Below are 20,677 nucleotides of genomic sequence, written 5' to 3'. Positions count from 1 at the left end.
TAGCGCGGGGAGGGACAGGGGATGGGGAAAAGCAGCGTGCGTGGGGAGGGGGCGCGACCACGCGCCCCGCACGCAAGTGATCACGGCCAGGAAGGAGGCCTGTCGCACGAGGGAGGGGAGCCCTCGACGGACGGCGGGCACCGCAGGAGCGGCCGTGGGGGTGGTGGCCGGGCTCCGCGTCCCAGACGCCGGATACTCCGCTGGTCGGCGACGATCCTGTCGGTGCTGATCCTCGGCACGGCCGGCGCCGGATACCTCTGGTACCAGCACCTGAACAACAACCTGGAGACCGACGACCTGACCCTGGGCGAGCACCGGGCCCCCGAGCCCACGCCGAACGCGGCCGGCCAGACCCCGCTGAACATCCTGCTGATCGGTTCGGACGCGCGGGACTCCAAGGAGAACCAGAAGCTCGGCGGAGCCAAGGAGACCTTCGGCGGCACCCCGCTCGCCGACGTACAGATGCTGCTGCACCTGTCGGCCGACCGCACGAACATGTCGGTCATCAGCATGCCGCGCGACACGCTCCTGGACATCCCCAAGTGCACCGACCCGGACGACGGCAAGGTCTACGAGGCGTCCACGCAGCGGACGATGACGAACCAGACGCTCGGCCGCGGCGGTCCCGGCTGCACGGTCGCCACCTGGGAGAAGCTCACCGACATCCACATCGACCACTTCATGGAGGTCGACTTCGCGGGCGTGGTCTCCATGGCCGACGCCATCGGCGGCGTACCGGTCTGTGTGGACGCCAACATCCACTCGCGCGACAGCCAGGGCCACGGCTCCGGCCTGAAGCTGCGGAAGGGCACCACCGCCGTCAAGGGCGAGCAGGCCCTGCAGTGGCTGCGCACCCGCTACGGCTTCGACGGCGGCACCGACATCAGCCGCGCCAAGGCCCAGCACATGTACATGAATTCGCTGGTGCGCGAGTTGCGGGACAACGCCAACCTGAGCAGCCCCAACAAGCTGCGCAGGCTCGCCGAGACGGCCACCAGCGCCCTCAAGGTCGACGACGGCCTCGGCACCGTGAAGAAGCTCTACGACCTGAGCAACGAGCTCAAGAAGGTCTCGCCGGAGCGCACCACGATGACGACCATGCCGTTCGAGTACGTGGGCGCACGTGTCATCCCCAAGCCGGGCGACGCCGACCAGCTCTTCCGCCTCGTGCGCGACGACATCTCGCTGGACGGCAAGGGCAAGAAGAAGCCCGCCGAGGAGAAGCTCTCGGACGACCCGGCGGCGGCGGACGACGAGATCGCCGTACGGGTGCAGAACGGCACCCGCACGGACGTCGAGCCGCCGGTCAGCGGGCGCGCCAGCACGGTCACGCAGATCCTCGCGGGCAAGGGCTTCGCCAAGGCGGCGGCCGACACGACGACGGTCCTCGCGCAGGACAAGACGGTCGTCAGGTTCCCCAGCGCCGAGCTGGAGGGCGACGCCCAGCGGGTCGCCAAGTCCCTCGGGATGAAGCTGAGTTCGGTGAAGAAGTCGACGGACGTCTCCGGGGTCACCCTGATCGTCGGCGCCGACTGGCGGGAGGGGAACACGCCTCCCAAGTCGAAGCAGAACGACAAGACGCCGGACTCGGCCGACGCGCTCAACGGCTCGGACAAGAAGGCGTGCATGCACGTGGACCCGGACTTCACCTGGAAGTGAGGACCGCCCCGACATGACGAGGCCCGGCCCACCACTGGTGGGCCGGGCCTTTCCGACTGCTGCTAGGCCTCGCTGAGAACCGCGGGACGCCGGGAGGCGATGACCCTCTTGGCGAGGGAGCGCGGGCTGGTCAGGAAGCCCCAGCCCCACGACATGTGCATGGTCGCGAGGGCCACCGGGATCTGGAGGCGTGCCTTCAGCGGCAGGCCCTTGCCCGCGGGCAGTGAGCCGGCCGTGATCGCCGCGAGGTAGCCCGCGGGGACGACGAAGCCCCAGGGCGTGACCAGGGCGCCCACCACGACGCCTGCCGCGATCGCGCAGACCGCGGTCGGCGGCGCGAGGTAACGCAGGTTGATGGAGCCCTCGTGATAGCGGGCGACGACGTGCCGCCAGCGGCCGTAGTCCTTGTACTGCTTGGCGAGCGCCTTCACGCTCGGCCGCGGGCGGTACTGCACCTTCAGCTCGGGCGAGAACCAGATGAGGCCGCCCGCCTCACGGATGCGGAAGTTCAGCTCCCAGTCCTGGGCGCGGATGAACTCCTCGTTGTAGCCGCCCTGCTGTTCGAGGGCCTCGCGGCGGAAGACGCCGAGGTAGACGGTCTCCGCCTGCTGGGCGGCGCCGCCGGTGTGGAAGGCCGCGTTGCCGACGCCGATCTTCGACGTCATGGCGGCGGCGACCGCGTGCTCCCAGTCGTTCTCGCCCTCGGCGTGCATGATGCCGCCGACGTTCTGCGCGCCGGTCTCCTCCAGGAGGCGTACGGCCGTCGCGATGTAGCCGGGCGACAGGATGCCGTGGCCGTCCACGCGCACCACGATCGGGTGGCTGGAGGCCTTGATCGCGGCGTTCAGGGCCGCGGGCGTGCGCCCCGTGGGGTTCGGGACGGTCTGCACCTTCGCGCGGTGGCCCGCGGTCTCGGCGACCAGTTCGGCGGCGATCTCGTTCGTGCGGTCCGTGGAGGGACCCAGCGCGACGACGACCTCCATCTCACCGTCGTACTCCTGCTCGAGGATCGCGGACACGGCAGCACGCAGATGCCGTTCCTCGTTGAGCACCGGCATGATCACGGATACGGCAGGGAGCTGCTCGTGGGGCGTCGCGTTCATCGGCGCCACGTTACCGCGAATGGGGGACACGGGCGCGCGCCGCCCGGCCTGCTGCCCCGGGTCGCAGATCGTATGGGCCTACGGTTCTCGCATTCCCCGGCCCCTCACGAGTCCTTCCACCTACCCGTCCGGACAGGCCCGTCACCGCGGAGGTGTCCCCCCACGTGCCCACACCGCCCCGCCGCTACCCCACCCCGCCGCCGCGTGGACAGCGTCCGCCTCGTGCGAGGCAGCCGGCGCAGCAGCCCGTGGGCCGGCCGGTCAAGCAGCGCAGGCGGCCGCGGTGGGTCATGAAGGTGGCGACGGGGTTCTCCTTGACGGTGCTCGCGGCGGCCGGGATCGGGCACGGCGTCGTGACCAGCCTCGACACCGAGATCGCGCGGGTCGACGCCTTCAAGGACATGAAGAACCGGCCCAAGGGCGGCAACGGGATGAACGTCCTGCTCGTCGGCACCGACGGCCGGGACAAGATCACCCCGGCGGAGAAGGAGAAGTACCGCCTCGGCGGAGCGCCCTGCCACTGCACGGACACGATCATGATCGTGCACATCTCGGAGGACCGGGACCGCGCCAGCGTCGTGAGCCTGCCCCGGGACAGTTACGCCGAGATGCCCGAGCACGTCGACCGGAACTCCGGCGACCGGCACAAGGCGCACCCGGTGAAGCTGAACGCGGCGTACGCGGAGGGCGGCCCCAACCTCACCGTGCGGACCGTCGAGAACATGACGAAGGTCAAGATCGACCACTATCTGGAGATCGACTTCACCAGCTTCATGAGGACCGTGGACGTGCTGGGTGGCGTCGAGATCTGCACGACCCGCCCCCTGAGGGACTCCTACACCGGGCTCAACCTGCCGGTCGGCACCCACACGCTGAACGGCGGCGCGGCGCTCCAGTACGTCCGCACGCGGCACGTCGACGGCACCTCCGACCTGGGGCGTATGCAGCGCCAGCAGCGGTTCCTCGCGGCGCTGATCTCGAAGGCGACCGGCAGCGGGGTGCTGCTCAACCCGCTGAAGTTCCGGGACGTGTCCAGGACGCTGCTCGGCTCGGTCCGCGCCGACCGGGGCTTCGGCACGAACGAGATGCTCGCCCTGGGGAGGGCGATGCGCGGGTTCTCGCCGAAGTCGTCGGAGTTCACCACCGTGCCGCTGCGCAGCAAGGGCGTGCTGGTGCCCGGCATCGGGTCGACGCTGAAGTGGGACCCGGTCAGGTCCGCGAAACTCTTCCAGGCGCTGCGCGACGACCGTCCCCTCGCCGCGCACAACCTCGGGCGCAAGGCCATCGTCGACGTGTCACCGCAGCAGATCCGGGTGCAGGTCGACAACGCCACGGGCCTGCCGGGTCTGGGCAAGCGGGTCGACAACGGTCTGCGGGCCACCGGCTTCCGTACGACGCGGACCCCCGGGAACGTGCCGCCCAATGTGCCCGGCATGCCGCTGAAGCGCACCATCGTCGCGTACGACCCGCGCTGGGACCGCTCGGCGAAGTCCCTGGCCACGGCGTTGCCCGGGTGCCAGATGAAGGCGATCAACGGGCAGGGCGCGACCCTGAAGGTGCTCGCCGGCCAGGACTTCAAGATGGTCAGGCCGGTGCGGGCGGAGGACGCCTACCAGGGTGAGTTCGGCGCTGTGACCGGTGACCAGGTGGTCTGCCAGAAGAGCTGACGGCGCGGAGGCCGCCGGTGCGGCGCCCGCGCCGGGCGCTCAGTCGTCCAGGCCCTCCGCGGCGCGCGCCCGGCGCAGGTCCTTGATGGCCCGGCGCCGTGCGAGGCGGTGTGTGCGCCGGATCTGCGCCTCTTGGTACCGGCGGCGGTCCCGCTCGGTCTCCGGGAGCACGGGCGGCACGCCCCGCGGCTTGCCGTCCGCGTCGACGGCGGCGAAGACGAGGTAGGCCGAGCCGACCTGCTGCGCGGGCGTCGACTCGTTCCAACGCTCGGCCAGGACCCGGACGCCGACCTCCATGGAGCTGCGGCCCGTCCAGTTCACCTGCGCCTTCACGTGCACGAGGTCGCCGACCCGCACCGGCTCCAGGAACGCCATCTCGTCCATGGACGCGGTGACCGCGGGCCCTCCCGAGTGCCGTCCCGCGACCGCCCCCGCGGCGTCGTCCACCAGTTTCATGATCACACCGCCGTGCACCGTGCCGAGGAGGTTGGTGTCGTTGTGGGTCATGATGTGGCTGAGAGTCGTGCGGGACGCCGAGGTCGGCTTGCCCGGAATCTCCGATTCCGTGCCGGGGGCCAGGTCTGTCATGGGCTCCACCCTATGTCTGACGTGTGCCGGGCCCGCGCCGGGCCGCTTTGCATCAGCTCTGCAACAGCCCTGAACCGAAATCACGCCTGCCCTGTGAGGCACGTGGGCGGAGACGGCACACTAAGCCACATGAGCGATTGGCCTGACGACCAGGGCAACGGCCGCGCGTACGGCCGTGGCAGCGGGAGCACGCAGCCTGAGGGCGCCCGCAGGATGCGGCATGTCCAGCGCGGCGGCCCCTCCGGCCGACCGGGCCAGCAGCAGGCGGGAGGCGTACCGCAGCAGCAGCCGTACGACGACGGGTACGGCCGGCCGTACGGCGACGCGCGCGACGACATGTTCGAGCCCCGCAGCCCCCGTCAGGAGGGTTACGACAGCGGCTACAACACCGGTCAGGTCTACGGCTCCCCGAACGGTCAGGGTCAGGGCCAGGGCGGCCGGGGCGGCGACGACGGGTATGGCACCCGTGCTCCCCGTCCCGCCCCGAACTGGCGGCGCCGCATCAAGATCGGCTCGATCAGCCTCGTCGTGGTGCTGCTCGCCGTCTCGATCGGCACGTACTTCTGGGCCGACTCCAAGCTCAAGCGCGAGGTCGACCTCTCCAAGGTCATCGAGCGCCCCGACGGCGGCGACGGCACGAACTACCTGATCGTCGGCTCCGACAGCCGCGAGGGCATGTCCGACCAGGACAAGAAGGACCTCCACACGGGCTCGGCCGCGGGCAAGCGCACCGACTCGATGATGATCCTGCACGTCGCGGACGACGGCGGGAACACGATGATCTCGCTGCCCCGCGACTCGAACGTGACGATCCCCTCCTTCAAGGGCGCCGAGTCCGGCAAGCTCTACCCGAACCAGGGCCGCCAGACGAAGCTCAACGCGGCGTACGCGGAGGACGGCCCCGAGCTGCTCGTGCGCACCGTCGAGTTCAACACCGGCCTGCGGATCGATCACTACGCCGAGATCGGCTTCGGCGGCTTCGCCAAGATCGTGGACGCGGTCGGCGGCGTCGAGATGGACATCCCCAAGGGCTTCAAGGACGAGAAGTCCGGCGCCGACTTCGAGGCGGGCAAGCAGACCCTCGACGGCAAGCAGGCCCTCGCCTTCGTCCGTACGCGCTACGCCCTGCCGGGCAGTGACCTGGACCGCACGAAGAACCAGCAGAAGTTCCTCGCGGCCCTGGCCAACCAGGCGGCGACGCCGGGCACGGTCATGAACCCCTTCAAGCTCTACCCCACGATGGGCGCGGGCCTGGACACGCTGATCGTCGACAAGGACATGGGCCTGTTCGACGTGGCCTCCATGTTCTGGGCGATGAAGGGCGTGACCGGCGGCGACGGCAAGTCCATGAACATGCCGCTCGCGGGCTCCACCGGCGGCAACCTCCTGTGGGACAAGGCCAAGGTCAAGCAGATGGTGGAGCAGCTGAACAACGACGAGAAGGTCACCGTCTCGGGCGGCTGAGCCGTCTCACGACACCTCGAAGGGGCCCCGCCGGACGATCGGCGGGGCCCTTTCGCATGCCGTCGCCGCCCGCTCGTACCCCGAACGCTTCGCCCGCCGCGAAGCCGCGGCTCCCGCGTGTCACGGTGGACCGGACCGCCCCAGAAGCCCGGAGAACCGCCATGGCAGATCTGCAGGCAGAACTCGACACCGCCGCCGAAGCCGGAGAGCTCGACCGGCCCCCCGCGCGGTCCCCCGAGCCCCCGCCGATACCCGAGCCGGGACCACCCGCGCCGGAGCCGGCACCACCCGCGTCCGAGTCGGGACCACCCGCGCCGGACCCGCTGCGGCGGGCCCGTGCGCTGCTCGCCGCGCATCCCGTGGCCGACGGCTACAGCGGACTGCCCTGGGCACTGCGCGGACTGCCCTGGTACGACCTGGAGCTGGGCGACAGCGCCGTGGACGCCGACGTGCCCCGGCTGCGGGCGGGCGGCGTCGGCGCACAGTTCTGGTCACTGCACGTCCCGGAGAGCATCACCGGCGACCAGGTCCTCGGCGCGACCCTCGAACAGCTCGACCTCGTCAAGCACGTCGTCGGCCGCCACTCCGAGGGGCTGCGCCTGGCACACACCGCGTCCGAGGTGGCCGACGCCCGGCACTGCGGCCGCATCGCCACCCTGATCGGCCCGGCGCGCGCCGAGGCGATCGGTGACTCGCTCGCCACCCTGCGCGCCCTGCACACCCTCGGCCTGTGCTCGCTCACGCTCACCGGCACGTCATGGGCGGGCCCCGAGGGGCTCACCCCGTTCGGCGACGAAGTGGTGCGCGAGCTCAACAGGCTCGGCGTCCTCGCCGAACTGACCGGTGCCTCCGAGGCCACGGCGCACCGGGTGCTCGCCGTCTCCAGGGCGCCCGCCCTCTTCACCCGCTCGGGAGCCCGCGCGCTGCGGGATGCCCCGGCGAACCTCTCGGACGACCTGCTCGCCGCGCTCGGCGCCGCCAGGGGCCTGTGCCTGGTGCCCCTGGCGGCCGAGCAGACGGGCACCACGATCGGCGAGGTCGCGGACCACCTCGACCACGTACGCCGCGTCGCGGGCCCGGAGTGCGTGGGCCTCTCGGGGACGTACGACACCCCGGCCGCGCACCCCGAGGGCCTTGCCGACACCTCGCGCTATCCGCACCTCGTCGCCGAGCTCATGGAGCGCGACTGGTCCGACGACGACCTCGCCCGCCTCACGTGGGGCAACGTCCAACGGGTGCTGCGTGGCGTGGACTTCGCGGCACGGGCGGCGCGGGAGAGACGCCGGCAGCAGGCGGCCGACTGAGCTTGCCGGCCGCCTCAGTCCACGGGGATCCGGCAGAGGCAGAAGGGATGCCCTGCCGGATCGGCGTAGACGCGGAAGTCGCGCTCGCCGTTGTCGTCGTCGAGGTCGAGCGGCTTGGCGCCCAGGGCGATCACGCGCTCCTGGGCCCGCTCCATGTCCTGGACGGCCGGGCCCACGTCGATGTCGAGGTGGGCCTGCTGGGAGCCGGCGTCCGCCTGCGGCCAGTCCGGCGGGCGGTGGCCGGGGGCCGCCTGGAAGCACAGGCGCAGGCCGCCGGAGGTGTGGAGGGTGACCCAGTCGTCCTCCTCCTCGGCATCGATCTCGATCTCACCGCCGATCAAGTGGGCGTAGAACTCCGCGAGTTGATGCGGATCCAAGCAGTCGAGGACGACGTTGCGCAGGCGTCCGACGGGGGCCGTGGCCATGGGCGTTCCTTTCTCCGGCAGGCGCGGCTTCAACAGGCGCAGAGGCAGAACGGGTGCCCCGCCGGGTCGGCGTACACACGGAAGCTGCGCTCGCGGTCCTGCGTGTCCAGTGCGGTGGCGCCGAGCGCGAGCACCTCCTTCTCGACGGCGTCCAACTGCGCCCGCTCCACCTCGAGGTCCAGGTGGAACTGCTGCGAGCGCGTGGCCTCGGGCCACTGCGGCGGCGTGTGACCGGGGGCGGCCTGGAAGGCGAGCGGTGTGCCGCCGGGGACTTCGAGGCTGACCCAGCCGCCCCCGTCGTCCTTGGGGGTGCCGCCGAGTACGGCCGCGTAGAAGGTGGCGAGCGCGAGGGGGTCGGGGCAGTCGAGTGCGACGACGCCGAGTATGGCGAGGGGCATGGTGGTCTCCTCGGATCGGTTACCGGTAGGTGCGTTCTAGCAGTAACGGTTACTGCATGGTGCCCCACTGGGGGTAACGTCGCAAGCATGAATGACAGAGCACCCGCTCCCGGGGGCCTCGCGCTGATCCAGGCGCTGGTGAACACCCTGGACGTGGAGTCGGGCGCGGACGCGCTGGACACGGCGGAAGGGCGCGCGCCGTTCGGTATCGCGCCGGGCGCGGAAGTGGTGGCGGCACGCGAGCTGCGGGAGTCCCTGCGGGTGGCGTGCCTCGCCCACGCGGGACACGGGCCGCATGCCGTCACGACGCCACTGGGTCAACTTCTGTCGGGCGCACCGCTGTTGGTGACCGTCTCCGCCGATGACGGGTCGGCGTCGCTCGTCCCGGCCGATCCGTCACCGCTGGTGTCACGGGTTGCGTCGGCCGTCGCCGAGGCGGCGGCCGCCGGTACGTGGAGCCGCCTCAAGGCGTGCGAGGCCTCCGACTGCCTCTGGGCGTACTACGACCGGAGCCCTGCCGGGCGCAGCCGGTGGTGCGACATGGGGGTATGCGGGGCCCGCGCGAAGATGCGGGCCTACCGGGCGCGGAAGGGTGCGGCGGGGGAGGGCTGAGGGCCACCCAGCACACCCGGCCCACCCGGGCTGTCAGGCTTACCCGGGCTGTCCGGCTTACCCGGCCCTCGTGCCCTCAGGCCGAGGGGCGGCCCATCGCGCGGTACGTCCAGCCCGCCGCGCGCCACACCGCGGGGTCGAGCGCGTTGCGGCCGTCCAGGATCAGCCGCTCCGCGGCCACCTCGCCCAGCGCCGCCGGGTCCAGCTCACGGAACTCGCGCCACTCGGTCAGGTGCAGCACGGCGTCCGCGCCCCGCACCGCCTCCACGGCCGACTCCGCGTACGCCAGCGTCGGGAAGAGCCTGCCCGCGTTCTCCATCCCCTTGGGGTCGTACACGGTGACCTGGCCGCCCTGGAGGTGGATCTGTCCGGCGACGTTCAGCGCGGGCGAGTCACGTACGTCGTCCGAGTCCGGCTTGAACGTGGCACCGAGGACCGCGACCCGCTTGCCGAGGAAGGACCCGCCGCCGAGCGCCTCGCGCGCCATCTCCACCATCTGCCCGCGCCGGCGCATGTTGATGGAGTCGATCTCCCGCAGGAACGTCAGCGCCTGGTCGGCGCCGAGCTCACCCGCCCGCGCCATGAACGCGCGGATGTCCTTGGGCAGGCAGCCGCCCCCGAAGCCGATCCCGGCCCGCAGGAACTTCTTGCCGATCCGGTCGTCGTACCCGAGCGCCTCCGCCAGCTTCACGACATCGCCGCCCGCGGCCTCGCACACCTCGGCCATCGCGTTGATGAACGAGATCTTCGTGGCGAGGAAGGAGTTGGCCGCGGTCTTCACCAGCTCGGCGGTCGGGAAGTCCGTCACGACGAAGGGCGAACCCTCGCCCACCGGACCCGCGTACACCTCGCGAAGGAGCTTCTCGGCGTGCGCGCTGCGGACGCCGACGACGATGCGGTCCGGGTGCAGCGTGTCCTTCACCGCGAAGCCCTCGCGGAGGAACTCCGGGTTCCAGGCCAGCTCGGCCTCCGCGCCCGCAGGAGCGTTCGCCGCCAGCTCGCGCGCCAGCCGGTCCGCCGAGCCGACCGGCACGGTCGACTTGCCGACGACCAGCGCGGGCTTGGTCAGATGCGGGGCGAGCTGCGCGAAGGCGCTGTCGACGTAGCTCATGTCGCAGGCGTACTCGCCGTGCTTCTGCGGGGTGTTCACGCAGACGAAGTGGACGTCGCCGAAGGCGGCGACCTCGGCGAAGTCCATGGTGAAGCGCAGCCGCCCGCTGGAGCCCTCGATCCCGGCGACGTGCTTGCGCAGCAGCTCCTCCAGACCGGGCTCGTACATCGGGACCTCGCCCCGCTGCAGCATCTCGATCTTCTCGGGCACGACGTCGAGGCCGAGCACCTCGAAACCGAGCTCGGCCATGGCCGCGGCGTGCGTCGCACCGAGGTAGCCGGTGCCGATCACGGTGATCTTGAGGGCCATGCGGTGCTCCAGGGGTCTACGGCCGTCAGTGCGGTGCCCGAGCATAGTCGGGCCCTTGACCGGGCACGTTTCCGCCATCACCACCCGCGGAACACCCCCTGTCGGCAAGCTCACGTATCCCTCGCGTGGGCCGCCCTCTAAAATTTGGGTTACTTAACGGTAATTAGCGTCCTTGGAGCGTGAGAGACCTTGGCCGGATCGGCTGATTTCGACCTGTACCGCCCGTCCGAGGAGCACGACATGCTCCGCGACGCGATCCGTTCGCTCTCCGAGGCGAAGATCGCGCCCTTCGCCGCGGCGGTGGACGAGGAGGCCCGCTTCCCGCAGGAGGCGCTCGACGCCCTCGTCTCCTCCGACCTGCACGCCGTGCACGTACCGGAGAGCTACGGCGGCACCGGCGCCGACGCGCTCGCCACGGTCATCGTGATCGAGGAGGTGGCGCGCGTCTGTGCCTCGTCCTCGCTCATCCCGGCCGTGAACAAGCTGGGCTCGCTCCCCGTGATCCTCTCCGGATCCGAGGAGCTGAAGAAGAAGTACATGACGCCGCTCGCCAAGGGCGAGGGCATGTTCTCGTACTGCCTCTCCGAGCCGGACGCGGGTTCGGACGCGGCGGGCATGAAGACGAAGGCCGTCCGTGACGGGGACTTCTGGGTCCTGAACGGCGTGAAGCGCTGGATCACGAACGCGGGCGTCTCCGAGTACTACACGGTGATGGCCGTGACGGACCCGACCAAGCGCTCGAAGGGCATCTCCGCCTTCGTCGTCGAGAAGTCGGACGAGGGCGTCTCCTTCGGCGCCCCGGAGAAGAAGCTCGGCATCAAGGGTTCGCCGACCCGCGAGGTCTACTTCGACAACGTTCGCATCCCCGCCGACCGCATGATCGGCGAGGAGGGCACCGGCTTCGCCACGGCGATGAAGACCCTGGACCACACCCGCATCACCATCGCGGCCCAGGCGCTCGGCATCGCGCAGGGCGCCCTTGACTACGCCAAGGGGTACGTCCAGGAGCGCAAGCAGTTCGGGAAGCCGATCGGCGACTTCCAGGGCGTGCAGTTCATGCTCGCGGACATGGCCATGAAGATCGAGGCCGCGCGTCAGCTGACGTACGCCGCCGCGGCCAAGTCGGAGCGCGGCGACGCGGACCTGACCTTCCAGGGCGCTGCCGCCAAGTGTTTCGCCTCGGATGTCGCGATGGAGGTCACCACGGACGCCGTCCAGCTGCTCGGCGGGTACGGCTACACGCGTGACTACCCCGTCGAGCGGATGATGCGTGACGCGAAGATCACGCAGATCTACGAGGGCACGAACCAGGTCCAGCGGATCGTGATGGCCCGCAACCTGCCGTAACCCGGAGCGGTACCGACAGCAGTACCGACAGCAGTACCGAGCGCCCTCCCCCGCAGAAAGGGGAGGGCGCTCGCGTATTCCGGCCAGGTCAGTCCTCCGGCGGGTCAGCCCTCGGCGGGTCAGTCCTCGGGTGGGGCGAGCACCGGCGGGCCGCCCCACTGGAGCTCCAGCGCCGTCCGCAGGGCGAGGACCGTCTGCTCGCCGATCCGGTCGGCGAGTTCTCGCTCGACGCGCCGCAGGACCAGTTCCGCCCTGCGGTGCGTGCGCTCGCCCTCCGCGGTGCGCCGGATGAGCCGCTGCCGCCCGGACGAGGGGTCGGGGACCTGCTCCAGGAGGCCCGCGGCCACCAGGCCGTGTACCGCCTGATGCGCGGTCTGCCGGGTGACGCCCATGCGGCGGGCCAGCTCGGAGACCGTCGTGCCCTCCTCGTCGAGTACGGCGAAGAGGCCCGCCTGGGTGGGCGAGACATGGATCTCCCCCGCCTCCTCCAGGGACGCGAGGAGCGCGTCCTCGAACCAGCGCCGGGCGTCGCCGAGGAGCTGCGGGAGGTTGCGGCCGGTGGCGTGCATCTGTTCCTCACGGGTGGCGGGCCGGGGAGGCGCCCGGACAGGCGGGCCGGATGGGCGGGGTCGAGCCTATGGCTTCGCGGACGGCAGCATGCCCGGCCCGGCGGCCTGCCCGGCCCGGCGGACTGCCGGAGACGTGCCCGCTCGTGACCCCTGGGGCGGTATGACTCGCGCCCATCTCACGCTCAGCCGGTTGCCCGTGTCGGAACCTTTATGTCAGGCTACCTGACATTCCCCGTTCCGCCCGCCGTACCCAGACACCCCGGGAGAGCCATGACCATCGAGTACGCCACCCGCCACCGGCGCTCCTCACGCATCCCCGCCGAACCGGGCAAGCCCTACGTCATCGAGAAGGGCGAGGGCGACCGTGCCCATCTGTTCGGCGACCTGATCACCATCTACGCGGGCGGCGAGCAGACCGAGAACGGCTTCAACTTCTTCACCGTCGAGGGCCCCAGGGGCAACGTCATCCCGGCCCACCTGCACCCGGACACGTACGAGGTCTTCTACGTCACCCAGGGCGCCGTCCGCCTCTTCGTCGAGGACCTGGAGGGCGAGCAGCTGGAGAAGCTCCTCACCCCCGGTGACTTCGGCTTCGTGCCCAAGAACTGTCCGCACGCCTACCGCATGGAGCGCCACCACAGCCAGGTCGTCGGCGTTGCCGCGGGGCCCGGCGGAACCTTCGAGCGGTTCTTCGAGACGCTCGGGGCGCCCGCCGAGGGGCTCGGCCTGCCGCGCGAGCCCGTCGTGCCCACGCCCGACAAGTTCGCCACCGTCCCCGAGCGGTACGACGTGCGCTTCCTGCCCGAGCACCAGTGGCGCACCCGGTGAGCGACACCCTGCGGGCCCTGATCGCCGCGCCCCACCCGGACGTCGCACCGCTTCCGGCGCCGCATCCACGGCTCCTTCGCGGTGTCCCGTACCGCGAGATCGAGGGATGCCGTCCGCTGGAGCTCGACCTCTGGCTGCCGGAGGCCGGACGCGGGCCCGCCCCGCTCGTACTCTTCGTGCACGGCGGAGCCTGGCGGCGAGGGCGCCGTGACGACATGGGGCCGCGCACCCGGGACTGGAATCCGGGGCCGCTCGCGCGCATCGCCGCCGCGGGCTTCGCGGTGGCCTGCGCCGACTACCGCCTCAGCGGCGAGGCCACCTTCCCCGCCCCACTCGACGACCTGCGGGCCGCGCTGCGCTGGCTGGGGCTGCGTGCGCCGGAGCTCGGCGTCGACACCGCACGGACCGTGGTGTGGGGCGAGTCCGCGGGCGGGCACCTGGCCTCGCTGCTCGCACTCGACCCCGCGGTCGCGGCCTCCGGCGCCGTGATTTGGTACGCCCCGAGCGACCTCACCGTCCCCCGCGGCCCGTTCGACCCGCACAGCGCCTCGACCCCGGAGGCCCTGCTGCTCGGCGCCGCCCCCGCGGCCGTGCCCGAACAAGCCCGCGCGGCCAGCCCCGTGGCCCGGGTACACCCCGACGCCCCGCCCTTCCTCATGGTCCACGGCGAGCGGGACACGATGGTCCCGGCCGCGCACAGCGAGGCGCTCGCCGCCCGGCTGCGGGACGCGGGGGCTCCGGTGGAGCTGCGCACGGTGCCGGGCACGGACCACGGCTGGCACGGCGCGCCCGACGACGTGGTGGAGGAGATCTTCGGCCGTTCACTGCGGTTCGCGAAGGGGCTCGTCAGCTGAAACAACGCGCAGGGCGGGGGCCGCCGACCGGCCGCCCCCGCCCTGCCTCCCGCCCCGCTGCGGGACAGGGGCGCCCACGCCGAACTGCACGCCCGGCGCCGACCACGGCCGGCACCACGCACCCGACGACGCCATGGAGAACCCCTTCACCCACTCGCCGCGGTTCGCGCGAGGACTCGTCAGCTGAAGCAACGCGCAGGGCGGGGGCCGCCGACCGGCCGCCCCCGCCCTGCGTCTCAAGTGCCGACCTCAGCCGTCCAGCTGCTGGAGCGTCGCGTTCGACGGGCCGCGCCTGGACTGCTCGGCACGGGCCACGTCCTCGGCCGCTCCGAGCACGCGGACCGCGTTGTGCCACGTCAGCTTGGCCAGGTCCGGCTTCGACCAGCCGCGGGCCAGGAGCTCCGCGATCAGGTTCGGGTAGCCGGCGACGTCGTCCAGGCCGTCCGGCGTGAACGCCGTGCCGTCGTAGTCCCCGCCGATGCCGATGTGGTCGATGCCCGCGACCTCGCGCATGTGGTCGAGGTGGTCGGCGACCGTCGCGGCCGTGGCGACGGGGCGCGGGACGGACTCCTCGAAGGCCGCGTGGACCTTCATCGCCTCCGGAGTCGTGTCCAGGTGGTGGAAGCCGTTCGCCCGCATGTTCTCGTCGGCCGCCGCCGTCCAGTCGACCGCCGCCTGGAGGACGAACTTCGGGACGAAGGTGGCCATCGCGACGCCGCCGTTGGCGGGCAGCCGCTCCAGGACGTCGTCCGGGATGTTGCGCGGGTGGTCGCACACCGCGCGCGCCGAGGAGTGCGAGAAGATCACCGGCGCCACGGAGGTGTCCAGGGCCGCCCGCATCGTCGTCGCCGCCACGTGGGAGAGGTCCACGAGCATTCCGCTGCGGTTCATCTCCCGGACCACCTCATGGCCGAACGGCGACAGGCCGCCCACCCCCGGCTCGTCCGTCGCCGAGTCCGCCCACGCGATGTTGTCGTTGTGCGTCAGCGTCATGTAGCGGACGCCGAGCGCGTGCAACGCCCGCAGCGTCGCGAGGGAGTTGTTGATGGAGTGGCCGCCCTCGGCTCCCATCAGGGACGCGATGCGGCCCTGTGCCCGCGCCGCCTCCATGTCCGCGGCCGTCAGCGCGCGCCGCAGGTCCGCGGGGTAGCGCGTGAGCAACTGCTCGACGCAGTCGACCTGTTCGAGCGTCGCGCTCACCGCCGCGTCACCCGTCAGGTCCGTGCGGACGTACACCGACCAGAACTGCGCACCGACACCGCCCGCCCGCAGCCGGGCGATGTCCGTGTGGAGGTTGCCCGTCTGGTCGGCGGCGATGTCGAGGCGGTCGATGTCGTACCCCGCCTTCTCGCGCAGGGCCCAGGGCAGGTCGTTGTGACCGTCGACCACCGGGAACTCGGCGAGAAGGGCGCGGGCGTCGTCGAGGGACGTCACGCCGCTCACTTCCCCGAGCCGAAGCCGAAGCCGGACCCCGCGCCCTCGACCTTCGTACGGAGCCGCTTGCCCTTCTCCGTGGCCTGTTCGTTCAGCTCCTGCTGGAACTCCCGCATGCGGCCGAGGAGTTCGGGGTCGTGCGCGGCGAGGATGCGGGCCGCGAGGAGGCCCGCGTTGCGCGCGCCGCCCACCGAGACCGTGGCCACCGGCACGCCCGCGGGCATCTGCACGATGGACAGGAGGGAGTCCATGCCGTCGAGGTACTTGAGCGGTACGGGCACGCCGATCACCGGCAGCGGCGTCACCGAGGCCAGCATGCCCGGCAGGTGCGCGGCGCCGCCGGCCCCCGCGATGATCGCCTTGAGACCGCGGTCCGCGGCCTCCTCGCCGTACGCGACCATCTCGCGGGGCATGCGGTGCGCCGAGACGACGTCGACCTCGTAGGGAATCTCGAACTCGTCGAGAGCCTTGGCCGCGGCCTCCATGACGGGCCAGTCGGAGTCCGAGCCCATGACGATGCCGACCACAGGTCCCACGGGTTCTACAGATGCCGTCATTCGGTGATCGTCCCTCTGAGATAGCCGGCCGCGTGACGCGCGCGCTCCAGCACGTCGTCCAGGTCGTCGCCGTAGGTGTTGACGTGGCCGACCTTGCGTCCGGGCTTCACGTCCTTGCCGTACATGTGGATCTTCAACTGCGGGTCGCGCGCCATGCAGTGCAGGTACGCCTGGTACATGTCCGGGTAGTCGCCGCCCAGGACATTGACCATGACCGTCCACTTCGCCCGCGGGCGCGGGTCGCCGAGGGGCAGGTCGAGCACCGCGCGCACGTGGTTCGCGAACTGGGACGTGATCGCCCCGTCCTGTGTCCAGTGGCCGGAGTTGTGCGGGCGCATCGCCAGTTCGTTCACCAGGATGCGGCCGTCGGGCGTCTCGAAGAGCTCGACCGCGAGGTGGCCGACCACGTCGAGTTCCTTCGCGATGCGAAGGGCCAGTTCCTGCGCCTGGCCCGCGAGGTCCTCCGAGAGGCCGGGAGCCGGCGCGATGACCGTGTCGCAGACGCCGTCGACCTGCTGCGACTCGACGACGGGGTAGGCCACGGCCTGGCCGTGCGGCGAGCGGACGACGTTCGCCGCGAGCTCCCGTACGAAGTCGACCTTCTCCTCGGCCAGGACCGGGACACCGGCCCGGAAGGGGTCTTCGGCGTCCTCGACGGAACGGACGAACCACACCCCCTTTCCGTCATAGCCGCCACGCACCGTCTTGAGGATCACGGGGAAGCCGTCGCCCGACGTGGCGCCTTCGGCCGCGAAGGCCGCCACATCGGCCGGATCGCGCACGATCCGGTGGCGCGGACAGGGCACACCGATCTCCGTGAGCTTCTCGCGCATCACGCCCTTGTCCTGGGCGTGCACCAGCGCGTCGGGCCCCGGACGCACGGGGATGCCGTCCGCCTCCAGGGCCCGTAGATGCTCGGTGGGTACGTGTTCGTGATCAAAAGTGATCACGTCGCAGCCCCTCGCGAACTCGCGCAGCGTGTCGAGGTCGCGATGGTCGCCGATGACGACATCGCCGACGACCTGCGCCGCGGAGTCCTGAGGGGTGTCACTGAGGAGCTTGAATTTCAGGCCGAGGGGGATACCCGCCTCGTGGGTCATGCGGGCGAGCTGACCGCCGCCGACCATGCCGACTACCGGGAACGTCACACCCCCAGGGTATCGGCCTGTATCGGCCACTTCGGAACGGCCGGTTTCCGCGCACCGTACGGCCTCCCCCGTCACAGAGGCGCCACAGTGTGGAGGCGCCCCCGAGCGACGGACGGAGTCGCTGGTTAGCATGGCTGGGTTGACGCGACCGAATCACCACATACGTCGACGAGGACGAGACCGGAACGAATCGACGACGGGGGTTGGGGCGACCACCATGACGGAACGTGGCGCACTACGGGTGCGACTGGAGCAGCTCGCGCGCGAAGTGGCCAAGTTCGGAGCCGTGGGGGCGCTGGGCACGCTGGTGAACTTCAGCGTCTCGAACCTGCTGTGGCACACCACCGACCTGCAGGCCGTGCGGGCGAACGTGATCGCCACCGTCGTCGCCATCGCCTTCAACTACGTGGGCTTTCGCTACTTCACGTACAAGGACCGCGACAAGAGCTCCCGCACCAAGGAACTCACGCTGTTCCTGGTCTTCAGCGCGGTCGGCCTGGTGATCGAGAACGGCGTCCTGTACGCGGCGATCTACGGCTTCGACTGGGACAGCCCGCTGCAGCGCAACATCTTCAAGTTCGTGGGCATCGGCATCGCCACCTGCTTCCGCTTCTGGTCCTACCGCACCTGGGTCTTCAAGGCGCTGCCCGCGCGGGAGACGGTCGCCCGTGCGGAATCGTTCCTGGACGGCGGCTCCACGGCGTCCAAGGCTGTGGCGGCCGACCGGAAGCGGCCGGCCGGGCGGGGCACGCGCTAGCGCACCGTCTCCTCGTCGTGCCACCGGTCGCGCTTCTGCGGCGGCGTACGCGACAGGAACAGGGCGAAGACCGGCGGCTTGGTCTGCAGCATCTCCAGACGGCCGCCGTCCGCCTCGGCCAGGTCCCGGGCGACCGCGAGGCCGATGCCCGTCGAGTTGCGGCCGCTGATGGTGCGCTCGAAGATCCGCGCGCCGAGATCGGCGGGGACGCCGGGGCCGTCGTCGGTGACCTCGATGACCGTCTGGTTTCCCGTGACGCGGGTCCGCAGCGCCACGGTGCCGCCGCCGTGCATGAGCGAGTTCTCGATGAGGGCGGCCAGGACCTGTGCGACCGCCCCGGGGGTGCCCACGGCCCGCAGATGCCGCTTGCCCGAGCTGACGATGGCGCGGCCCGCGCTGCGGTAGGCCGGGCGCCACTCCTCGAGCTGCTGCTTGACGACCTCGTCCAGGTCGAAGGAGACGGCGGAGCCGGTGCGCGGGTCACGTGAGTTCGTGAGCAGCCGCTGCACGACGTCGGTGAGGCGCTCGACCTGCGCGAGCGCGATCGTGGCCTCCTCCTTCACCGTGTCCAGGTCCTCGGTGACGGTGATCTCCTCGAGGCGCATGGAGAGGGCCGTCAGAGGCGTACGCAGCTGGTGCGAGGCATCCGCGGCGAGGCGGCGCTCGGCGGTCAGCATCCTGGCGATCCGCTCGGCGCTGCCGTCCAGGACGTCCGCGACGCGGTCGAGCTCCGGCACCCCGTACCGCTTGTGGCGGGGCCTCGGGTCGCCCGAGCCGAGGCGCTCGGCGGTCTCCGCGAGGTCGGTGAGGGGCGAGGCGAGGCGGTTGGCCTGGCGTACGGCGAGAAGTACGGCGGCGATGATCGCGAGGAGGGCCACGGCGCCGATGATCAGCAGGGTGCGGCCGACCTCCTGGGTGACCGCGGTGCGCGGCTCCTCGACGGTGACCTTCTCGCCCTCCTCGCCGGTGGCCGTGTCGCGGATGACGTCGCCGGTGGGGCGGGAGCCGATCTCGATGGGGGCGCGGCCGGGGATCTCGATGAGGGCGTAGCGGTCGGTGTCGACCGCGGCCACGTCCCGCAGGATCTCGGCGCTGATCCGCTCGTCGCTGATGAGCCTGCTGTCCACGACGCTGGCCAGGCGGAGCGCCTCGCTGGTGACGCGGTCCTGGGCGCTGCTGCTGATCGTTCTCGTCTCGACGATGACCAGGCTGACGCCGAAGACCGCGATGACGACGAGGACCACGGCGAGGGTGCTGTTGATCAATCGGCGGCGCATCTACTCAGTGTCGCCGATCGAAGCCGCCCTCGGGGGCGCGGGGGAACTGCGCGGCCGGCCACGACGGACCCGCGGACGCGGCTGCCCACAGCGGCTTCCCGGCGGGTGCGCCCAGGGGCGAGGTCAGCTCTTCTCGAAGCGGAAGCCGACGCCCCGCACCGTCGCGATGTACCGCGGATTCGCCGCGTCGTCGCCCAGCTTCTTGCGCAGCCAGGAGATGTGCATGTCCAGGGTCTTGGTGGACGACCACCACGTGGTGTCCCAGACCTCGCGCATCAGCTGGTCGCGGGTGACGACCCGCCCGGCGTCGCGGACCAGGACCCGGAGCAGGTCGAACTCCTTGGCCGTGAGCTGGAGCTCCTCCTCGCCCATCCAGGCGCGGTGCGACTCGACGTCGATCCGCACGCCGTGCGTGGCCGGAGCCTGCTGCGGCTCGGCCGCGCCGCGCCGGAGCAGGGCCCGGACCCGGGCGAGCAGTTCGGCGAGGCGGAAGGGCTTGGTGACGTAGTCGTCGGCGCCCGCGTCCAGGCCGACGACGGTGTCCACCTCGTCGGCACGGGCGGTGAGGATGAGGATCGGCGCCGTGTGCCCCCCGGCGCGAAGGCGGCGGGCCACCTCCAGGCCGTCCATCCCGGGCAGCCCCAGGTCGAGTACGACGAGGTCGACGCTGCCCTGCAGCCCGGCGTCGAGGGCGGTCGGGCCGTCCTCACGCACTTCGACCTCGTACCCCTCCCTGCGCAGGGCACGGGCCAGCGGCTCCGAGATGGACGCGTCGTCCTCGGCGAGCAGTACACGGGTCATGGGGTGATGGTAGTCCGCACCGGAGGACCGCCGTGGGGTGATCGACAGCTGCCGGTCAGCCCCTGCGGCTATGGGGTGCGATCCTGGGGATCACCTTGGAATGTGTCCCGGCGGTTCCACCGTAACCTGTGATCCATCTCTCAAGTCCTTCCATATGCGGCACTGTCGTGGCGTATGGTGACCCAACGCCTGATGCACTATGCAAGGACCTTTGGCCCACTGTGCGGCCTTAGGTCTCTTTTATGTGCGGGCCGGCTTCTGCCAGCCTTTGAAAGGAATGACCTGTGGTCGGGCCCTGCGCGTGAAGATGCGCCCAGGGCGTGGATCTCGGAGTCGCCGTACCAGCGCCTTCCTCGACATGGATCGCGATTCTCCCCCCGGGCGTGGGGGTGTGGACGGTACGACCCCGGTGCCGACCGCCCCCCACCGGGCGCGCACACGCTCTTGCCGCGCGTCCCGAACTCA

Annotated in this window: 20 protein-coding genes; 9 read left to right on the top strand and 11 right to left on the bottom strand. The window is 71.2% G+C overall.

The genetic code is table 11. The features are described 5' to 3' along the window. Positions 1-21 precede the first annotated feature (21 nt). Complete coding sequence (locus ACWD02_RS40730; RefSeq protein WP_451221344.1) at positions 22-1,659, top strand: LCP family protein; 1,638 nt, start codon at positions 22-24, stop codon at positions 1,657-1,659. A 62-nt stretch (positions 1,660-1,721) separates the two neighbouring features. Here the strand turns inward: ACWD02_RS40730 and ACWD02_RS40725 are convergent, their stop codons facing one another. Then, positions 1,722-2,762: a glycosyltransferase family 2 protein gene (locus ACWD02_RS40725; protein ID WP_451221341.1), complete on the bottom strand. Its 1,041-nt coding sequence runs from the start codon at positions 2,760-2,762 to the stop codon at positions 1,722-1,724. A gap of 164 nt (positions 2,763-2,926) precedes the next feature. Here ACWD02_RS40725 and ACWD02_RS40720 point away from each other — a divergent pair, with 164 nt between their 5' ends. Then, on the top strand, positions 2,927-4,429 hold the full coding sequence (locus ACWD02_RS40720; RefSeq protein ID WP_451221338.1) for an LCP family protein: 1,503 nt from the start codon (positions 2,927-2,929) through the stop codon (positions 4,427-4,429). A gap of 39 nt (positions 4,430-4,468) precedes the next feature. Here the strand turns inward: ACWD02_RS40720 and ACWD02_RS40715 are convergent, their stop codons facing one another. Beyond that, complete coding sequence (locus ACWD02_RS40715; protein WP_451221335.1) at positions 4,469-5,017, bottom strand: acyl-CoA thioesterase; 549 nt, start codon at positions 5,015-5,017, stop codon at positions 4,469-4,471. Positions 5,018-5,146: 129 nt separating this feature from the next. On the opposite strand from ACWD02_RS40715, the gene ACWD02_RS40710 reads away from it, so the two are divergent. Further along, a complete protein-coding gene (locus tag ACWD02_RS40710) occupies positions 5,147-6,481 on the top strand; it encodes an LCP family protein (RefSeq protein WP_451221332.1) in 1,335 nt (444 codons plus the stop codon). Between the two features lie 161 nt (positions 6,482-6,642). After that, the gene (locus tag ACWD02_RS40705; protein WP_451221329.1) at positions 6,643-7,785 is read left to right on the top strand and encodes a dipeptidase; all 1,143 of its coding nucleotides are present in this window, start codon (positions 6,643-6,645) and stop codon (positions 7,783-7,785) included. A 14-nt stretch (positions 7,786-7,799) separates the two neighbouring features. Here ACWD02_RS40705 and ACWD02_RS40700 read toward each other — a convergent pair whose 3' ends face one another. Beyond that, the gene (locus ACWD02_RS40700; RefSeq protein ID WP_451221326.1) at positions 7,800-8,210 is read right to left on the bottom strand and encodes a VOC family protein; all 411 of its coding nucleotides are present in this window, start codon (positions 8,208-8,210) and stop codon (positions 7,800-7,802) included. 29 nt (positions 8,211-8,239) lie between these two features. Beyond that, the gene (locus ACWD02_RS40695; protein WP_451221323.1) at positions 8,240-8,608 is read right to left on the bottom strand and encodes a VOC family protein; all 369 of its coding nucleotides are present in this window, start codon (positions 8,606-8,608) and stop codon (positions 8,240-8,242) included. Positions 8,609-8,695: 87 nt separating this feature from the next. Between ACWD02_RS40695 and ACWD02_RS40690 the strand changes: the two genes are divergently transcribed. After that, positions 8,696-9,220: a CGNR zinc finger domain-containing protein gene (locus ACWD02_RS40690; RefSeq protein ID WP_451221320.1), complete on the top strand. Its 525-nt coding sequence runs from the start codon at positions 8,696-8,698 to the stop codon at positions 9,218-9,220. 76 nt (positions 9,221-9,296) lie between these two features. On the opposite strand, the gene ACWD02_RS40685 is transcribed toward ACWD02_RS40690, so the two are convergent. Next, a complete protein-coding gene (locus tag ACWD02_RS40685; RefSeq protein WP_451221317.1) occupies positions 9,297-10,640 on the bottom strand; it encodes a UDP-glucose dehydrogenase family protein in 1,344 nt (447 codons plus the stop codon). Between the two features lie 189 nt (positions 10,641-10,829). Here ACWD02_RS40685 and ACWD02_RS40680 point away from each other — a divergent pair, with 189 nt between their 5' ends. Next, positions 10,830-11,987 (top strand): acyl-CoA dehydrogenase, encoded by a 1,158-nt coding sequence (locus tag ACWD02_RS40680; protein ID WP_363211609.1) that lies wholly within the window; start codon positions 10,830-10,832, stop codon positions 11,985-11,987. A gap of 119 nt (positions 11,988-12,106) precedes the next feature. Here ACWD02_RS40680 and ACWD02_RS40675 read toward each other — a convergent pair whose 3' ends face one another. After that, positions 12,107-12,556, bottom strand: a complete 450-nt coding sequence (locus ACWD02_RS40675) for a MarR family winged helix-turn-helix transcriptional regulator (RefSeq protein WP_451221314.1) — start codon at positions 12,554-12,556, stop codon at positions 12,107-12,109. A gap of 270 nt (positions 12,557-12,826) precedes the next feature. Between ACWD02_RS40675 and ACWD02_RS40670 the strand changes: the two genes are divergently transcribed. Together ACWD02_RS40670 and ACWD02_RS40665 are read left to right on the top strand one after the other, a co-directional pair. Next, complete coding sequence (locus ACWD02_RS40670) at positions 12,827-13,384, top strand: quercetin 2,3-dioxygenase (protein WP_451221311.1); 558 nt, start codon at positions 12,827-12,829, stop codon at positions 13,382-13,384. After that, complete coding sequence (locus ACWD02_RS40665) at positions 13,381-14,238, top strand: alpha/beta hydrolase fold domain-containing protein (RefSeq protein WP_451221308.1); 858 nt, start codon at positions 13,381-13,383, stop codon at positions 14,236-14,238. The genes ACWD02_RS40670 and ACWD02_RS40665 overlap by 4 nt, the downstream gene beginning before the upstream one ends. Before the next feature lie 249 nt (positions 14,239-14,487). On the opposite strand, the gene ACWD02_RS40660 is transcribed toward ACWD02_RS40665, so the two are convergent. The 3 genes from ACWD02_RS40660 to ACWD02_RS40650 are packed head-to-tail and all read right to left on the bottom strand — an operon-like array spanning position 14,488 to position 17,356. Next, positions 14,488-15,672 carry a dipeptidase gene (locus tag ACWD02_RS40660; protein WP_451221305.1) on the bottom strand — a complete coding sequence of 395 codons (1,185 nt, stop codon included), beginning with the start codon at positions 15,670-15,672 and terminating at the stop codon, positions 14,488-14,490. A 5-nt stretch (positions 15,673-15,677) separates the two neighbouring features. Then, positions 15,678-16,229, bottom strand: coding sequence for a 5-(carboxyamino)imidazole ribonucleotide mutase (gene purE, locus ACWD02_RS40655; RefSeq protein ID WP_451221302.1), 552 nt, complete (start codon positions 16,227-16,229; stop codon positions 15,678-15,680). Then, positions 16,226-17,356, bottom strand: coding sequence for a 5-(carboxyamino)imidazole ribonucleotide synthase (locus ACWD02_RS40650; protein ID WP_451221426.1), 1,131 nt, complete (start codon positions 17,354-17,356; stop codon positions 16,226-16,228). Before ACWD02_RS40650 ends, purE begins: the two co-directional genes overlap by 4 nt. A 238-nt stretch (positions 17,357-17,594) precedes the next feature. Between ACWD02_RS40650 and ACWD02_RS40645 the strand changes: the two genes are divergently transcribed. Beyond that, complete coding sequence (locus ACWD02_RS40645) at positions 17,595-18,134, top strand: GtrA family protein (RefSeq protein WP_451221299.1); 540 nt, start codon at positions 17,595-17,597, stop codon at positions 18,132-18,134. Here ACWD02_RS40645 and ACWD02_RS40640 read toward each other — a convergent pair. Together ACWD02_RS40640 and ACWD02_RS40635 are read right to left on the bottom strand one after the other, a co-directional pair. After that, positions 18,131-19,411 (bottom strand): ATP-binding protein, encoded by a 1,281-nt coding sequence (locus ACWD02_RS40640; protein ID WP_451221296.1) that lies wholly within the window; start codon positions 19,409-19,411, stop codon positions 18,131-18,133. The genes ACWD02_RS40645 and ACWD02_RS40640 overlap by 4 nt on opposite strands. A 123-nt stretch (positions 19,412-19,534) precedes the next feature. Beyond that, positions 19,535-20,212, bottom strand: coding sequence for a response regulator transcription factor (locus ACWD02_RS40635; protein WP_363211617.1), 678 nt, complete (start codon positions 20,210-20,212; stop codon positions 19,535-19,537). Positions 20,213-20,677 lie beyond the last annotated feature (465 nt).

Source organism: Streptomyces sp. NPDC002853 (genome assembly GCF_053591915.1).
The sequence above is the reverse complement of the archived record's forward strand: the minus strand, read 5'-3'. Positions and strand labels throughout refer to the sequence as shown.